This window comes from Paenibacillus sp. FSL P4-0176 (assembly GCF_037975265.1).
In the GTDB taxonomy this organism is placed as follows: domain Bacteria; phylum Bacillota; class Bacilli; order Paenibacillales; family Paenibacillaceae; genus Paenibacillus; species Paenibacillus amylolyticus.
The window spans coordinates 110,241-127,975 of sequence record NZ_CP150242.1 but is presented as its reverse complement, the minus strand read 5'-3'; the positions used below and the strand labels follow the sequence as shown (position 1 = coordinate 127,975).

At 47.3% G+C, this 17,735-nt stretch carries 15 protein-coding genes and 1 riboswitch; of the genes, 5 read left to right on the top strand and 10 right to left on the bottom strand.

The window, feature by feature from the left end; all coding sequences use genetic code 11:
- Positions 1-32 precede the first annotated feature (32 nt).
- Together MKY95_RS00605 and rpoE are read right to left on the bottom strand one after the other, a co-directional pair.
- Positions 33-311 carry a hypothetical protein gene (locus tag MKY95_RS00605; RefSeq protein ID WP_143781163.1) on the bottom strand — a complete coding sequence of 93 codons (279 nt, stop codon included), beginning with the start codon at positions 309-311 and terminating at the stop codon, positions 33-35.
- Between the two features lie 93 nt (positions 312-404).
- A complete protein-coding gene (gene rpoE / locus MKY95_RS00600) occupies positions 405-974 on the bottom strand; it encodes a DNA-directed RNA polymerase subunit delta (RefSeq protein WP_047841137.1) in 570 nt (189 codons plus the stop codon).
- A 462-nt stretch (positions 975-1,436) separates the two neighbouring features.
- Here rpoE and MKY95_RS00595 point away from each other — a divergent pair, with 462 nt between their 5' ends.
- A complete protein-coding gene (locus MKY95_RS00595; protein WP_036607270.1) occupies positions 1,437-2,591 on the top strand; it encodes a S8 family peptidase in 1,155 nt (384 codons plus the stop codon).
- 289 nt (positions 2,592-2,880) lie between these two features.
- Here MKY95_RS00595 and argS read toward each other — a convergent pair whose 3' ends face one another.
- From argS to MKY95_RS00570, 5 genes are all read right to left on the bottom strand, one after another.
- Positions 2,881-4,560, bottom strand: a complete 1,680-nt coding sequence (gene argS, locus MKY95_RS00590) for an arginine--tRNA ligase (RefSeq protein ID WP_047841138.1) — start codon at positions 4,558-4,560, stop codon at positions 2,881-2,883.
- The gene (locus MKY95_RS00585) at positions 4,557-4,982 is read right to left on the bottom strand and encodes a DUF1934 domain-containing protein (RefSeq protein ID WP_017691299.1); all 426 of its coding nucleotides are present in this window, start codon (positions 4,980-4,982) and stop codon (positions 4,557-4,559) included. The genes argS and MKY95_RS00585 overlap by 4 nt, the downstream gene beginning before the upstream one ends.
- Positions 4,983-5,246: 264 nt before the next feature.
- Positions 5,247-5,513, bottom strand: a complete 267-nt coding sequence (locus MKY95_RS00580) for a DUF6171 family protein (protein WP_036667692.1) — start codon at positions 5,511-5,513, stop codon at positions 5,247-5,249.
- Between the two features lie 3 nt (positions 5,514-5,516).
- Positions 5,517-6,998, bottom strand: coding sequence for an alpha-N-arabinofuranosidase (locus MKY95_RS00575; protein ID WP_339196370.1), 1,482 nt, complete (start codon positions 6,996-6,998; stop codon positions 5,517-5,519).
- A gap of 218 nt (positions 6,999-7,216) precedes the next feature.
- Positions 7,217-8,404 (bottom strand): hypothetical protein, encoded by a 1,188-nt coding sequence (locus MKY95_RS00570; RefSeq protein ID WP_339196367.1) that lies wholly within the window; start codon positions 8,402-8,404, stop codon positions 7,217-7,219.
- 629 nt (positions 8,405-9,033) lie between these two features.
- On the opposite strand from MKY95_RS00570, the gene MKY95_RS00565 reads away from it, so the two are divergent.
- A complete protein-coding gene (locus MKY95_RS00565; RefSeq protein WP_017691304.1) occupies positions 9,034-9,165 on the top strand; it encodes a hypothetical protein in 132 nt (43 codons plus the stop codon).
- A 308-nt stretch (positions 9,166-9,473) separates the two neighbouring features.
- Here the strand turns inward: MKY95_RS00565 and speB are convergent, their stop codons facing one another.
- Positions 9,474-10,343, bottom strand: a complete 870-nt coding sequence (gene speB, locus MKY95_RS00560) for an agmatinase (protein ID WP_036607280.1) — start codon at positions 10,341-10,343, stop codon at positions 9,474-9,476.
- Positions 10,344-10,358: 15 nt separating this feature from the next.
- The gene (gene speE / locus MKY95_RS00555) at positions 10,359-11,186 is read right to left on the bottom strand and encodes a polyamine aminopropyltransferase (RefSeq protein WP_017691306.1); all 828 of its coding nucleotides are present in this window, start codon (positions 11,184-11,186) and stop codon (positions 10,359-10,361) included.
- Between the two features lie 412 nt (positions 11,187-11,598).
- Here speE and MKY95_RS00550 point away from each other — a divergent pair, with 412 nt between their 5' ends.
- Positions 11,599-13,677, top strand: coding sequence for a PBP1A family penicillin-binding protein (locus tag MKY95_RS00550; protein WP_339196363.1), 2,079 nt, complete (start codon positions 11,599-11,601; stop codon positions 13,675-13,677).
- 198 nt (positions 13,678-13,875) lie between these two features.
- Here the strand turns inward: MKY95_RS00550 and MKY95_RS00545 are convergent, their stop codons facing one another.
- On the bottom strand, positions 13,876-14,379 hold the full coding sequence (locus tag MKY95_RS00545; protein WP_017691308.1) for a YwhD family protein: 504 nt from the start codon (positions 14,377-14,379) through the stop codon (positions 13,876-13,878).
- Positions 14,380-14,480: 101 nt separating this feature from the next.
- Between MKY95_RS00545 and MKY95_RS00540 the strand changes: the two genes are divergently transcribed.
- Positions 14,481-16,472, top strand: a complete 1,992-nt coding sequence (locus MKY95_RS00540) for a M1 family metallopeptidase (RefSeq protein ID WP_339196360.1) — start codon at positions 14,481-14,483, stop codon at positions 16,470-16,472.
- A gap of 10 nt (positions 16,473-16,482) precedes the next feature.
- Positions 16,483-17,334 carry a hypothetical protein gene (locus MKY95_RS00535; RefSeq protein ID WP_339196357.1) on the top strand — a complete coding sequence of 284 codons (852 nt, stop codon included), beginning with the start codon at positions 16,483-16,485 and terminating at the stop codon, positions 17,332-17,334.
- A gap of 245 nt (positions 17,335-17,579) precedes the next feature.
- A riboswitch (cyclic di-AMP (ydaO/yuaA leader) is annotated at positions 17,580-17,717 on the top strand.
- Positions 17,718-17,735: the final 18 nt, after the last annotated feature.

The following is a 17,735-nucleotide window of genomic DNA, read 5'->3' as shown; positions in this document are numbered from 1 at the left end:
GTTATCGTAACCTGTTTCCCAGGTAATCATCGTTAAAAAGAGCAATGGCAGAAATTCCCTGCATCTGCGAACTGCTCTTTCTGCGAAGTCGGTTTAAATACACGTTGTTCTACAGCAAAAAATGGTGCAAATATTCCGATGGCCTTCATTCCATTTGGTGTTTTTGATATACAAAAACGGGCCACGAAATGTTGGCCGGGAGCATACGGAAAAAAATCATTTTGCAAAATTATGCCTCTAAAAATACAAAAAAAAGTACTCCCGCAGGACGGGGCACCTTCTATAAAAAACATAAATATATTGTCGCTCATTCATAAGCCCATGCAATAGTTTACCCGTTACCCCGTCTGCTGTCAAGGCTGACTATTCCGGGGAAACGGGTAAATTATAGACGTCAAAAATGACTATCGATTATCAGAATCGTCGTCAAATTCATCCTCGTTTTCGGACTCTTCTTCGTCTTCTTCGAGGTCTTCATCTTCCAGATCGTCATCTTCAACCAGCACTTCTTCTTCGCTGTCTTCTTCGTCAAAGATGTCGTCTTCTTCTTCCTCTTCTTCGTCTTCTTCTTCGTCTTTATCCGTGCTGTCGAAGCCTTCATCGCTGCTATAGCTGTCTTCTTCTTCACCGAAGTCTTCATCTTCCAGATCATCGTCTTCATCGTTGATGATACGCGGACGCTTCGCACCCGTCATGGAATCTTCTGTTCCAGCTACCGGATACCAGCGCTTTAAGCCCCACAGACTTGTACCGACGCAAGCAAAACGGCCATCGATATTAATCTCGGTATATAGCTGGGCGATAAACTCGTTGATTTCTTCATCAGTCATTCCGCGCTGCTTCGCTACCTCATTCATTAAGTCACGATAGTAATACGGCGTATTAGCCGCTTTCAGCACCATAAAGGCAAGGTCCACCAAAGGGATCTCTTTTACCTTTTCTTTATCAATTTTCAAATTGAGCGAGGTACTCACTGCAGACACTTCCTCTCACACAAAATTCACTTTTTAACCCCTACGAACTGGACTGTTACGTATAACATATCCATTAACAAACCTAAGTAAAACCTATTTAGCGTTAAAAAGCAAGTTTTTATGTACGGATGTGACGCAAATGCGGAGAGCAGCAACAATATGTCCACATATTAAACGTGAAGTGACATCAAACCCACAGGAATATCCTCTTTTGCCAAAGAGACAACTCCATAATAAAAAAGACGGAGTCCCCTCCGCCTTCTGACTGTATACCCTTGGAGGATTACTCCTCACCAGGTTCCCCGCAAGAGCCCTCTAGCTCTCCATCCATCATATGTCCCTGCGCCCGTTTTGACACGAAGAGAATGTGTTTTTGTAAAAAAAGGGCAAGTTCCCCATGCGGCGGGATGAGCGCATTCATAGAATACCTCAGCATGTTCATCCCGAAGGGGGCTGCCCATTATGGACTATACTGGTTTATTGCATCAATTGATTGACGGAATGCGACGCCCTGAACCAGAACAGGGTGGGCGATATTTGATCCGATTTGCCAAACCGCAGCAGTACGAGGCCTGTCTTGTGGAATTGTCCCGAATGCGGAATGAATTCACCGACCTTGGGGCTGTCCGTTCCTCGCGACTGGCTCGTTCCATTATCGCTCCAGTCCAACGCCCGGAGGACCTATACCGCTATGGGGATGAAATTACGATTGAAGAAGACGTTCCCATCTCCCTTCATGCCACTGCACTCCACAGCAAACCAAGCAATGCTCAAGGCATACCCTGGGGAGTGAAGCAGATTCGGGCGCCCAAAGTATGGTCTGTGTCTACCGGACACCGGATTAAAATCGGTGTGATTGATACAGGTGCTGATTATCATCATCCTGATCTTCGTTATTCACTGGCACGTGGAATCAATCTGTTAAACCGCAGCCTGCTTCCTCATGATGATAACGGACATGGCACCCACATTGCAGGGACCATCGCCGCAGCTAACAGCACCGCAGGAATGATTGGTGTAGCTCCACGCTCCCTGATCTATCCGGTGAAAGCATTTGACCACAACGGATCGGCTTATGTATCCGACATTGTACTTGGCATCGACTGGTGTGTACGCAACAAGGTCGATATCATCAATATGAGCTTTGGCATGAAAACACGTAGCAAGGCGCTTCTTGATGTTGTCAACCGTGCGTACCATGCCGGAATCGTTATTGTTGCTTCGTCAGGAAATGACGGCAAACGCCGCAGTATTGATTACCCTGCACGGTATCCCCAGACCATATCTGTTGGGGCAACCGACAAAAACAGACGCATTGCGTCCTTCAGCAATCGTGGCGCATATGTGGATGTCTATGCACCCGGTGATAAAATCGTCTCCTCTTGGGTACAAGGCAAACATCACGAGATGAGCGGCACATCCATGGCAACGTCCCATGTGAGTGGCGCTATCGCCTTGCTGCTCTCCAAACATCCGGGGTTATCCCCTAGTGAAATCAAGACACTCGTCAAACGTGCTACGATCCCGTTGCGCGCTCGCAAGACTACCACAGCGAAGAGCAAGGTGCGTGGTGGCGAGATTGATGCCCTGAAGCTAATGCAGGAGGGCGGGGAGTGAGCCAGCTCTGTCAGCCGTCAGCAGAATTTGATTGAGGCTTGTAGCGAAACGCAGTAGCCCGGCCCAGGCAGTACGCACGAGGAAGTATTACGTAGCGGCTGAAACTCTAGGTTACGCCCACTGTGATGTCAGAGCAGGCTAGTATGCCTTGGATGGGTCAGGCATTTCGTTTTCTTCAGCTAGGGCACAGAACAAAAAAAGTCTCCATGTACCACGTTGAAGGCACTCAACATGGACATGGAGACTTTTTGCCTTAGGCAGAGCGGCGGATAGGCCGCGAGCCTGGAATTTACATTTTGTCAGGAGCGGTTACGCCTACCAGACGAAGCGCTGTTGCGATAACGGTACGTACAGCACCGATCAGTGCCAGACGTGCTTGAGTTTGCTGCGTGTCTTCCGTAATGACACGTTCTGCACGGTAGTAGCTGTGGAACAGGGATGCCAACTCGTATACATAACGGATGATACGATGAGGCGCATATCCTGTTGCTGCTGCCGAGATTTCCTCAGGCAACTCTCCCATTTTGCGGAGAAGGTCATACTCGTGCTCTGTTGTCAGCTTGGACAGGTCAATCTGTGCCAGTGGCAACAGTTCAATACCTTGTTCTTCAGCCTGACGGTATACGCTACATACACGGGCATGCGCGTATTGTACGTAGAATACCGGATTCTCATTGGATGTCGAAATCGCAAGGTCCATGTCAAAGTCCAGATGGGAGTCCATGCTGCGCATTGTGAAGAAGTAACGGATGGCATCAATGCCGACTTCATCCATCAGGTCTTCCATCGTTACAGCTTTACCTGTACGCTTGGACATCTTCACTTTTTCACCGTTCTGGAACAAGCTCACCATCTGTGCAATCAAGACCACCAGTTTCTCAGGGTCATTACCCAGTGCTTGCATCGCGGCTTTCATCCGTGGAATATATCCATGGTGATCGGCACCCCAGATGTTGATCATCGTGTCGTATCCACGAGCATATTTGTCGCGGTGATAAGCAATATCTGGCGTCAGGTAAGTATACGTGCCATCGTTCTTGATCAATACACGTTCTTTGTCGTCACCGTACTGCATCGTTTTTAACCAAGTTGCTCCATCTTGCTCATAGATCTCATTACGGTCACGCAATTCATCAAGCACTCGCAGCACTTCTCCGTTGTCGTACAGTGAAGTTTCGCTGAACCAGATGTCAAAGTTAACACGGAAGCGATTCAAGTCACGTTTGATTTTGTCCAGTTCCTTCTCCAGACCAAAGTCACGGAAATAAGCCGCACGGTCACCCGGATGCATGGACAGCAATTCGTCACCCTTTTCAGCAACAAGCTGCTTGGCGAATCCTTTAATATCTTCACCGTGATAACCGTCTTCAGGCATCTCAGCATCCTGGCCCAGCTCTTGCAGATAACGAGCTTCAATGGAACGAGCCAGATTAAACACCTGATTACCTGCATCATTAATGTAGTATTCACGGGTTACATCATATCCTGCGTAGTCAAGGATGTTACATAGCGCATCACCTACAGCTGCTCCACGGGCATGACCCAGATGCAAACTGCCTGTCGGGTTGGCACTGACAAACTCCATCTCGACTTTGCGTCCTTCTCCGATGTTAATTCTTCCGTAATCTTCACCCTGCTCCTGCACAAGCGCAAGTACTGGATAGAGGTAACTCTTGTCCAATTTGAAGTTAATGAATCCTGGGCCCGCAATCTCAGCCTTCTCGATTCCGGCTTCAGCCAGATTCAGATTGGCAATGATCTCTTCAGCAATCTGACGCGGATTGCGCTTGGCAATCTTGGTCAGCTGCATGGCAGCATTGGTCGCCAAATCCCCGTGTGTCTTCTCACGCGGCACTTCCAATGTGATGGCTGGCAATTCGTCCTGCGTAACAATTCCGGCCGTCACAATGGCGTTGCCGATGGCCGTACTTACCCGTTCGTTAATCGTATCTAGTGGATTACGTGTCATGAAATTGGTTCCTCCTGTATATGCAAACTAATCGCGAAATGTCCAGATTCTTCATCAAAGCGGTAAAAGTCGTAGCTCCACGCTGCGCGTGCGCTCAATCCCTGAATGGAAAGTTCCAGCTTCTGTGTATGCGTGGACAGGGCAAACGACATGTATGGTGATCGGTAGAAACCAGGAAGCTTCCGATTCAACTCAAAAGTCTGCTCCGATTCCACCTCACCATGACGTATAATCTTGATGGATTGTCCGCCCAGCTTCAATGTTGTACGGGTTGTACCTCCCTCAGGTCCAACCTGCGGTTCTTCATAACGAACATAAAGAACAGACCCTTTTAACACGGCTTCACCCTGCATTTCCTGCAGCACATCTTCACCTTCATAACGGCTGTGCAGCCGGATGTGTACCGGTCGCATGTTCGACATGAATGTTAACCTCCATTATATTCGAGGCGACGCAAAATCAGGCACGGCTGGTGAGAACAGCCCTTCCCGTATTGTTGTGTCGCTATACGCGCTCATATTCCCGGATAGCTCGCTATCCTACACTCTACTGTATAACTATATCCAGTTCCCTCGCTCAATTCAAATCCAAATTCAGAGTTTTTTCCTCATCAAGCCAAAAAGAAGAGCCGCACCTGTAAAGTGCAACTCCCTTTTGCTTCATTATAATAAGATTCGTTCCTCCGATCAGGCCCATTGCGATTCATAAGGAAAAGGACATGTCGACTCACTCAGCTTCGCTCGCACCTGTACGAGACAACCACAATGCCGACAAGTTGTGCCATATTGCAATCCCGGACAAGCAGAGCAGATGGATAGCCGACGTTCATATTCCTCATCCTGTACCGTCGGACGCGAACGTGAGGCAATCTCCACAAGTCTGGCCATTTTGGCATCGCTAATCTTCACATCGTACTGATCATTACAGCCTTTGCAAGGTTCCTGCCTTTTCATGCATTAACCCTCGACAGCGAGCACCCCAACCGATGCTGGTGGAAGGACAAAACGCAGTGTGTTATTCTCCAGTGTGATTCCATCCCACGCCACAGGGTGAACATGATTCGGCTGTTCAAAGGTATTAAATGCACCAAAATCAGTATGGTGCAGAATCTGCCCGGTTACTTTAGCCGCTTGAGCTGCGTCCAGCTGACACACAACTTCCAACTCATCCGTGTGACTCAGATTACAAGCTGTCACATGAATGACCCCATCCTTGTTGCGGGAAGCTGATAAGCTGAGCTGCGGAATGGTCTCTTCTCCGAATGTGTATCCTGGGCTTTCATAATTCAAATCCAGTCGCTGTGCATCCATATGAACCTGATACATATCAAATACATGGTACGTAGGGGTCAGGAGCATTTTGTCCCCTTCCGTGAGCACAAGCGATTGAAGCACATTGACGATCTGCGCAAGATTTGCCATGTGTACCCGTTTATTATGTTGGTTGAAAATATTCAGGTTAACACCTGCAAGCACAGCGTCCCGCATCGTATTCTGTTGATACAGGAACCCTGGATTGGTTCCCGGCTCAACGTTATACCACGTGCCCCATTCATCCACAATAATGCCGACTCTGCCCTCTGGATCATATTTGTCCATAATCTCGGAGTGCTTCACCAGTAATTCATCCATATGGAGCGTCTTTTTCAAGGTAGTGAACCATTCAGCCTCACCAAATCCTGTAGCTGCGCCTTTATCATTCCACTCTCCTGTAGGGATGGTGTAATAATGAAGACTGATTCCATCCATAAAGCGAGCAGCTTCCCGCATCAGGACTTCCATCCATTCATAGTTACCTTCGTTGGGTCCACAAGCGATTTTATAAATCTCGTTTCCGGAATAGTTACGTACATATGTAGCATACCGGCGATATTCATCCGCATAATATTCAGGACGCATATTGCCGCCGCATCCCCAGTTCTCATTTCCCACGCCAAAATACTTCATTTTCCACGGTTCTTCCCTACCGTTACTCTTACGCCAGTTCGCCATCGGCGATTCGCCATCAAACGTGATGTACTCCACCCATTCCTGCATCTCCTGCACTGTACCGCTACCCAGATTGCCACTAATATATGGCTCCGTGCCGAGCAACTCACATAATCTCAAGAATTCATGTGTACCAAAGTGATTGTTCTCTTCCACACCGCCCCAGTGTGTATTGATCATACGAGCACGCTCACTCTTCGGACCTACACCATCTTTCCAGTGATATTCATCGGCAAAACAACCGCCTGGCCAGCGAAGTACTGGAATATTAAGCTTCTGCAAGGCCGTCAATACATCATTTCGAATCCCATCCGTATTCGGAATAGGTGAATCTTCTCCTACCCACAGCCCCTCATAAATACAACGTCCCAAGTGTTCGGAAAAGTGACCATATATATTGCGATTTATTAATCCTTTATCAGAATCCGCCTTTAAAATAACATCAACCATGATTTCAACCTCCATATAATGTATTGTTATCGCTTACAATAACTCGTTTTAGAGTAGGTTTCAACCGTTTTTATTTCTACACAAACAAGCCTCTTCCTGTGTAATTGATTAGGAAGAGGCTTGTTTGTTATAGAAATTCATACAGAGACTTACCAAATTGATTTTTATACATTTCTAATTTGGATTTGCCCGTTTATTATTTCAGAATAACAGGCTACTTAATCCTGCTCTGAAGGCAACAACATTTTTTGTGTCCACGTCGTTCCACCATCTGTAGTCTGATAGATCGCAGGAGAGTTATCACTTGTGACTACGAGCCAACCCGTCTTGGCCGATGGGAACGAGATACGGGAACTGTATCCCGGATCTTTCAGGTCAATATTTTTCCACGTGGAACCTGTATCATAAGAACGTCCAATACCCACTTTGCCAGCTGCGGGTGAACCTGCAGACAGATACGCCGTCTGATTACCAATCAACGCCATGTTGCCGGGATGACCACCCGGGTTGGCTGGTCCGTTTCCTTTGCCCGTACTGTTTGTACCCGGTGCAGGACCTCCCCCTGCTGTGGATTGTGCAAATACTTGGGTCCAGTTCTTGCCTTGATTACCACTCGCATAGAGGGAGTACGATTGTTGGGACATGCCTACATCACCATACAAAAGGGCCCATACTTGTTGGCCATGTGCATACAGATCCGCTCCGCTCCATGTGTCTGAGACAACTCGAAGAGAGGTTGTCCAGTTCTTGCCGCCATCACTCGTTTGCTTCAGATGATATCCCGATCCAGGTACAACCACGACGGCATACCCTTGTTTCTCTGTTGCAAAGGCAGCTGCACGCGTGTTGGCAGGTGTATTCATTTTACTCCAGGTTACCCCGCCATCCTTCGTCTGATATGCACCATTATAGGTGTAACCATAACCTACATCTTTATTGCGAAAATCAATTCGTTTGAATTGAATGCCCGGCGTATCGAGCCGCGTCCAGTGCGATCCCCCATCATGGGTACGGATCAGATAGGTTGCAGGTGAATCCTTCACTCGCGCCAGCGCATATCCGTTCACATTATTCGGAAAATCAAGCTGAGTGAATTGCCACTGCCCGGTATATATGGACTGCCACGTACATCCTGCATTCGAGGTACCGATCAGGAAGCCTTCACCCCCAGCTCGTCCAGTCGTATCATTAAGAAAATCAATGTCAGTAAATTGCAGGTGTTGCTCTTCCACACCGCTGCCTTTTTTCAATGTAGCAGATAGTCCATGATCTCCCTTTCCACATGCCTGTGAAGATGCAGCGTTAGCACCTGATAGCGTATGTACCGGACCCATCCCCCAAGCCAGCGTTAACGATAATGCGAGTGCACCAATCCGTTTCCATGTCATTGTACTCTTGGTTGTCATCGTAACACCTCCTTCTATGGTTTTACCCAAATTTGATGGTTCTAACGTAACAATCTGATTAACCCTGATGACAATTTCGCAAGAAAAAAACCACCTTTACCCATGATTGGTATCATGCAGGCAAGGGTGGTTGATTACTAAACGTTGTGTACTCTAAGTTAAATGGGAAATGTCCTGATACCAAGGATAACAAAACTGATACTTAATAAAAGGCATAAACTAAAATATATTTTGTTGTATTTATATTCCCGAATACTATATGCAGCAAAAAGCATAGCCAGATCAGCCACCATCAACGTAAAGTTAAGAAATATCGTCACTGCTAATACAAAATTGATGACAAACACTATAAAAACTGCAGTCAGCCACCTGGGATACATACTCAATTGAGCCCGAATCATACGCATTCATATTCACCTTTCCCTTCCTCTATTTCCATATTATACACAAATATTAAGATAGAGTCATACCAAGGCACGATATCTGTGTAAGAGGAGAGTCCATACTAACACATGAAATAAATGGTAGAGACAAGGGAACGTACGTGCTATAATTAATGTTATGGACTTTTGAATATCGGTGGATGTTTTCCAGACCACGGCGCAGCTTCCCAAAAGGGGGTGACGTCGTTGGTCAAACTTGTGGCGTTGCTTGATGTAATCCGATGGATTGCTGCGATCCTCAGTATTGTACTGAGTGGGCGAAAGCTTTACCGTTGGTTGCGCAAAAAGTTTCGTAGCAAGCGAAAACCCACCTCATAAGGTCGGAAGCCTGACGGTGGGTTTTGCTTGAATAGCATTATTTAGTTCATGCGCGCCGTGGCAATCCACAGCCTTTCGGGTCCTAAGAGTCTTTACCGTTGGCAGCGGTAAAGGCTCTTTTTAGTATATGACCGAACCCGATCACCATATACTTCACGAATGTAATATATCAATTAATATACTACTGAATACTTATGTAGTCAGTATAGCACAGCTCTGTACAAAAGTTAACAATACAAAACGCCCTCCCCTGCGCAAAGTTGAACCCGCGCAGACAGAGAGCGTTATACTTATCGATTATTCTGTGATTATTTCACGAATCCAAGCAGCATTTCACGGATCAGCTTCGCAGCTACAATCTGTGTCTGTTGTGTTGGATCATAGATTGGTGCAACTTCAACCAAGTCACAACCAACTACATTTACATCAGATCCTGCGATCATATGAATGGCTTCCAGCAGTTCCTTGGACGTAATGCCGCCCGCTTCTGCTGTACCTGTTCCTGGCGCTGCTGACGGATCAAGCACATCGATGTCGATGGTCACATACACCGGACGGTTGCCCATCTTCGGAAGAGCTTCCTTCATCGGAGCTGCCACTTCAAATGGATAGAAGTTGATGTTCTCGCGACCGTACTGGAACTCCTCACGGGAACCGGAACGGATACCGAACTGATAGATGTTTTTGCCACCCATCAACTCAGCTGCTTTACGCACTGGTGTGGAGTGTGACAATGGCTCGCCTTCATAGTTTTCACGAAGGTCAGCGTGTGCATCAATATGAATCAGAATAAGATCCGGGTATTTCTTGTACATCTGTTGGATGACTGGCCAAGTAACCAGATGCTCGCCACCGAGACCAACTGGGAATTTGTCGTCAGCGAGCAGACTGCCGATGTATTCATGAATTACTTCAAGGCTGCGTCCCGCGTTACCGAAAGGCAAGAGCAGGTCTCCAGCGTCAAAGTATGTCATGTCTACAATGCTTTTGTCGAGATATGGGCTGTACTCTTCAAGTCCAACCGATGCTTGACGGATATGAGATGGGCCGAAACGGGAACCCGGACGGAAGCTGACGGTGTAATCCATCGGCATACCATAGATAACCGCTTTGGAGTTCTCATAATCCTCAGAGCTGCAAATAAATACGTTTCCTGAATAAGCTTGATCCAGTTTCATTAATGATTTCCCCTTTTATTTCGTTAAATCTTCCACGAATTTAGGAAGTACAAATGCTGCTTTGTGCAGACGCGGAGAGTAATACTTGGTATCCATCTCCGGGATTTGAGTCTCATCCACTTCGAGCGGGTCATGTTTCTTGCTACCCATAGTGAATGTCCACAAACCACTTGGATAGGTTGGAATATTACAGCCGTACACATGTACGATCGGGAAGATTTCTTTGACGTCTTTGTTCACCTTCTGGATCAGATCCGCCTTGAACCAAGGGTTGTCCGTTTGGGCAACGAAGATTCCGTCTTCTTTCAATGCTTCGTAGATGCCTTGGTAGAACCCACGCTCAAACAATGGCGCAGCCGGGCCGACAGGCTCCGTAGAGTCTACGATGATCACATCGTATTCATTTTTATGTTCAATAATATGCATGTAGCCGTCGTTTACGAGCACTTCAACATTAGGCTCATCCAACTTGCCGGCGATTTCAGGCAAATATTTTTTAGAGTATTCAATAACTTTACCGTCGATTTCGACGAGAACTGCTTTTTCTACAGCAGCATGTTTAATGACTTCACGAATGACTCCGCCATCGCCGCCACCGACAACCAGAACTTTTTTCGGATTCGGGTGAGTGTTCAGCGCAGGGTGTGCCGCCATTTCGTGATATACGAATTCGTCTTTTACAGTTGTCATCACCATGCCATCAAGAAGCAACATGTTACCGAATTCTTCGGTCTCTACCATGGCCAAATCTTGAAAATCCGTTTTCTCTGTAACATAGGTCTGCTTAATCTTCGCGGTGATCCCGAATACCGGGGTCTGTTTCTCCGTAAACCACAATTCCATAATCTCTACCTTCTTTCCGTAAAGTTAATGATCAGCCATACCCGACCAAGTGCTGTGCACTATAATCGGTTCGCCCAAGCACGTCCAGCGTTCGGCGCCATATCGCGTTATCATTGCTGGCCTGCGGGAAAGGTCCGCGGTTCACTTCATTATATAGATTAAATTGACCAGAGCGTGCAGAGCGTCTGACTAATCAATGAATCAATGACCATTCGTCTGTTCGTCCTTACGCGCTTTAGTATCTTGTGCCGAATCTTACCTTTTCATTACCCTTTTGCATTATACGCGATTGACGTTTATACTGCAAAACGGTTTTTAAGGCGAAAATGCTACATTTTGTTTGCTTATGCACCCGATTGAATATCCCTGCCAATCAAGTCCCATACTGGAAGAAAAGAGAGGAGCCCGTTCCATGACCAAGCCAAATCAAAAGACCCGCAAACGCGGGTTCCGTGTACGTAAATTGTTTAAAAACCTGTCTCTGCTCGCCGTGCTCGCCATACTTGCTACCGCTGCAGGATTGGTCTATCTATACGCAACCAGCCTTCCCCTAGCAGACTCTGATCGGAATTCCAGATTACTGGACAGTCAGGGTGAAGTCATCGCTACCTTCTCCGCAGGTGGCAAAGACTCTGTACCCGTTCAACTGGAGGATATCGCTCCAGATTTGGTCAATGCCACTCTGGCTGTAGAGGACCGCAAATTCTATAATCACTACGGGTTCGACGTGCAAGGGATGGGACGGGCTGTGCTCGTTAACCTCGAACATATGCAGATGTCGCAAGGTGCAAGTACATTGACTCAACAGCTGGCGCGTAACCTGTATCTATCTCATGAGAAAACATGGACTCGCAAAGCCAAGGAAGCCATGTACACGGCACAATTGGAGATGAAATACAGCAAGGATGAAATTTTGCAGATGTATCTGAACGAAATCTATTATGGGCATGGTGCGTACGGAATCGAAGCGGCTTCACGAATGTATTTTGGCAAATCAGCCAAACAGCTGGATCTTGCAGAGAGTGCCATGCTGGCAGGAATCCCGAAAGGACCTACCTACTATTCACCCTATAACCATATGAAAAATGCCAAAGACCGACAGAAGATTGTGCTGAATGCCATGGCTGATATCGGCAAGATCACCCAGGCCGAAGCGGATAAGGCCTATGAGAAAATGCTTTCGTTCAAACCGGAAAGTGAGCGTAAAACGGTGGAAAGCGCCCCGTATTTCCGTGACTATATCCGGAATCTGGCCATCAAAGAGTTGGGAATCAGTGAAGCGATGCTGGATCATGGGGGATTGAACATCTACACCACCCTGGATCTGCGTGTACAAAAAGCAGCGGAAGACGCCATAGCGAAGGGTATGGATGCCAAAAGTGAGCTGGAGACGGCCCTCGTGTCCATCGACCCTCGTACGGGTTACATCAAAGCCATGGTAGGCGGCAAGAATTACCGTACCAATCAGATTAACCATGTTCTAGCGACAACGCGCCAGCCAGGTTCGGCGTTTAAACCGATTATGTATCTGGCAGCCCTGGAATCCAAGCAGCTCACCAGTGCATCCATATTTAACAGTGAACCTACCCTTTTTCACTATGACAATGACCGCAAAACCTATAAACCCGGCAACTTTGGAGACAAGTATCTGGGTGAGATTGATCTAAGACAGGCGATCGCCGCTTCAGACAATATTTATGCGGTGAACACCATTATGCAGATCGGTCCTGAGCAGGTTGTGAGTATGGCAAAAAACCTCGGCATTACAAGCAACCTGAGCGCCGTACCTTCTCTTGCACTGGGAACGTCACCTGTCAGCCCGCTGGAGATGGCGTCGGCCTTTTCCGTCATTGCTGCTGGTGGACAACGGACGCCACCTGTAGCCATTCTACAAGTGACAGATGCTGCAGGACGTGTGCTCTATGAATCGCCTCAGACGAAGGCTGAGGCCGTTGTGGAACCTGCGGCAGCTTATGTACTGACTCGTTTAATGCAAAGTGTCTTCGAAAATGGAGGAACGGGCAACCGGGTGTCTAAGGCGATCAAACGCCCGGTTGCGGGAAAAACGGGAACAACCAACACGGATGCCTGGCTCGTTGGATTCACACCGGAGCTCTCCACCGCGGTATGGGTTGGGTACGACCAAGGCAAAGCCATCTCCACTTCGGATGGCCGCCGGGCAGCGCCGATCTTTGCCCAGTTCACAGAACAGGCCCTTGCGAGCGTACCACCCAAAATCTTCACCGTGCCTGATCATGTCGTAAGTGTATATATTGATCCGGAATCCGGCAAGCTGGCAGGCAACGGTTGTGAAGAGAAACGATTGGAAGTTTTTATTGATGGTACTGAACCGACAGAGGTATGCCATGGCACGACGGATGATTCGGATTCTGGAGAAGATGAGAAGACTCGTCAGGTACAGAATCAACAAGGCATACAGGAAGAGAAACATTCTTGGTGGGGAGATTTCAAACGTTGGTGGGTAGAATGACGTAAATGAGCGATGACTTAGTTGCGTCACCTATAACATCTGGTTATATTGAACAATTGGAAATTCACTTTGGATGAAAACTCATAATTATTCAGATCGATGAATACGATTAAGGCACAAGCAAAAGACCCCCAACCGAAATTTCCGGTTAAGGGGCCTTTTGCTTTTTTTCTTTTAGACTGTGTTAAAAGATCTGCCTTAGGCGAGTGCTTCCTTCAATACATCTGGAGAAGCATTCCACCAGTCTTCGTTGTGTGAGATCAACAGTGTCTTAAGTGCAGCTCGAGCTTCGGGTCCAAGCTCATCCAGCATGAAGCGACGCTTCAAGGCATAATCCATGCGATTCACATGTTCGGCCAGCAGTTTCCATCCACGTCTTGCTTCCGTATCAATCCACATCTCACATGCCGTTGCTCCACCATACAGTTGGCCTTCCTCCGTGCGATCGACAGCTACCCACACCAGCCATACCTGGCGTCCGTTGGGCACATCCTCACGATTGGTAGAGAACTTGATATTGCGTTCCACTTTGCTCTTCGCATGCATCGCACCGATATCGATTTTGGCTTCGCCATTATCAATAATGACCGGGGAAAGGTTATTCAGCTCAATGGAGCCTGCACCGAAGCCTTTATGCTTGCTTTTTGCACTAACGATATTCAAGGCAATCTGTTTTTTGCCGTTTTGCTCGTTTTGGTCCATGTTTATAACCTCCAAGGGTTGATACAAATATTTTAACTAATAATTGCCCCATTGCAAACATATACATGCTGTAGATGCTTGTCAACGGGAGGTATTTAACGATGATTCCACGACGCGCCAAGAGCTGGCTCACTGCATCCCTGGCCCTGTGTGTACTTGCCGGAGGGATATGGATCACTCTGGGTTATAATCGCTCAACTCATTCCGAATTGCCAGTACTCGCCCCCGAATCGGGCAAGCCTAAGGCAATAGCCCCAACGCCAGCACCTCCAGAAAGTGTACAGACCCCTACTGCCGAAGTGTACAGCAACCGTGTTGTGGAATATCACATGGATGTAAAACTGGTCGAAGGGAATGTACTGGAAGGGACTCAGACGATTACCTGGACACATCCAGGTAAAAAAACCGTCAGCGAGCTTTACTTTCATATGTATCCCAACGCCTTCTCTTCTGCTGACACCACCTTTATGAAGGAATCCGGTGGAAAACTTCGGGGTGATGTCATGCCTACCAATGGTTATGGCTCCATGAACATTACCGAAATGAAAACGGAGGACGGGCTCTCTCTGCTGCACCGGATGCAGTATGTGCAACCAGATGACGGAAATATCAAGGACACCACCCTCATTAAAGTACGCTTGCCCAAACCCGTCAAAGGCGGGGAAAGCATCACGCTCCACACCCGATTTGAAGTGAATCTGCCGAAGATTTTTGCCCGGATGGGAACTGCTGATCATTTTGTCATGGCAGGTCAATGGTTTCCCAAATTAAGTGCCTATGAACCTGAGGGCAGACGTGGACGAACAACGGAAGGCTGGAATCTGCACCAGTACCATGGCAATTCAGAGTTTTACGCTGACTTCGGTATATATAGTGTACGTATTCGGGTGCCCGAAACATACAAAGTGGCTGCTACCGGATTTCCGACGCAGCAAGCCGTGGTGAAGAATGGAGAAAAGGTCTATCAATTCTATGCCGATGATGTGCATGATTTCGCCTGGGCAGCCTCACCCGATTTTGTGTACGCCGAGGAACCCTTCTCTGCACCCAATGTGCCTGGTGTACGAATCAAGTTATATCTGGACCCAGCTCATCAGGATCTGAAAGAACGTTATTTCTACGCCGCGAAGGCCGCTCTAGCCAATTATAGCAAATGGTTTGGCCCATATCCTTATGCTACCTTATCCATCGTAGTTCCACCCAAAGCGGGGAATGGCGCTGGAGGTATGGAATACCCTACGCTAGTTACAGCCTTTGGAGCCGATGACACCACGCCAGGTTATGACCTGGAACGTACCGTAGTCCACGAGATCGGACACCAGTACTTCTACGGCATGGTTGCCAGCAACGAATTCGAGGAAGCCTGGCTGGATGAAGGGTTCACCTCTTATGCAGAAGACAAACTGATGGAGCAGGAATACGGATTGATTCCGAATCTGCCGGTACAATCGGGACTGATTACGTCTCCTTCATCCTTAACACAAGAATCCTGGAAGTTCGATTCACAGAATGAGTATGCGGCCAATGTCTATACACGTGGCAAACTTGTATTGCTTGGTATCGAACATCAAGTCGGTGCCAAAAAGATGGAACGTATTCTCTCTACCTATGTGAAGAAGTACCGTTTCAAACATCCCACTTCATCTGATTTTCAGAAAATTGTGGAACAAGTGACCCGCACTTCCTGGTCTGATTATTTTGATCAATACGTCTATGGTAACGGGATGGCTGACTTTGCTGTAGAGAAGATTCGTATTACGCCCGTACAGAAAGACGGTCAAACATTGTACGAGTCATCCGTGACGATCGCAAAAAAAGGTAGTGATTACAGCGCCGTTCCTGTTCGCATTGCTTTTGAAGACGGGCATATCCTCACCAAGCAATGGAATGGCAAAGAAGATCGCATCACGTATAAATTAACTCACACATCCCCCGTATCCTGGGCCATGACCGATCCCCTGTACTCGATCGTGTTGGAGAACCGCCATATGAACAATTTCCTGAAATCCGGACTGGATGAGCAGACGAAGTCCCGCTGGAGCATGAGTGTAACCAAACTAATAGAAGCCATATTCGGAGGTCTGTCATGGTGAGGTGGAAACGGTGAAAGCGAAAATACGTGAAGGCTGGTTTCTCGTCCGTCAGCATATGTTCATTGCCGCACTCTTATTTCTCTATCAACTCATTTGGGGATATTTCTTCTATCGAATGGTACAATCGGCCGTCATCCCACTGCTCCTTCGCTATCCAGATGCTGATGCCGGTGATCTGAGTACACTTTTGTTCAAAATGGAAAGTCAACTTAACCTGTCTACCCATCCGGAGGTTCATCGTTATCTATGGATTCTCGGGGGCATGCTGCTGATTCGCATGTTGATCAGCCCCCTCATTCAGGCAGGACTGCTCTACTCACTTCAGCACTTTAATTCTACAGAAGAGCGCATCCCCTTTGTCCGCGGAATCAAAAATCTGTGGAAACCGATGCTGCTGCTCCACACCATACGTACATTATTGATACTTCTGCCCGCCTACTGGCTCATACCGAAGCTCTACTCGATTCTCATGGACGGATTTCATTCCCTTCAATTACTTTTGCCTGGCATACCTTATGTTGCTGCCTGGATTGTATATGGTTGGATCATCCACCATGTCATACTCTATATGCAGTTCGGTGTTTCGGCACCAGAAGGAGAAGGCGGGGCTCACGGTACCCTCAAAGCACTCTGGATTGCACTGCGTCATCTCATCGCTGTAATCGGCATTGCATTACTGCTGGGCGGAGTACACCTGCTCGTCTTTGGGGCATTCACTACAGCCTCATGGTTATTAACGGGACTGACCGGACTTATACTACAACAGACGTATCCACTTGCCAGATGTCTATTGAGTCTGTGGAAAATATGCAGCCATTTCCGATTATGGCAGTCCAAAATATCCAAAGGTGAGAGCAGATAGTTTAAAAATTGTTACCATCACATGTTAAACTCATGGCCTAATATGTACTTATAAATAGGCAAACCTCAACCTTTCCCCGTCAAAGGTCGAGGTTTTTTTTGCTAAATTTGTTGCTAAACGTTGCCAAAGCCGTACTCCTCTGTTACAATAATCGCAGTGAGTTTTTAGTAACAACTTTGTAATCTTTACATTCATATTTGTAACTACTTAAAATTAAATCGTCATTTCTTGATTTCGCAGGTGCATAACTAGCATAGCCAAATTCCTGGCACCTGGGAAGCGGGGGAACCAGTTATGGGTGAATTGATCTTGCTACAGAGGGATCATAGGGGACCTTCAACCGAATCCTTAAGCTAACCTCGCAGGCATTGGAAGGGGAATATCTCTTGTTCAAGAAGAAA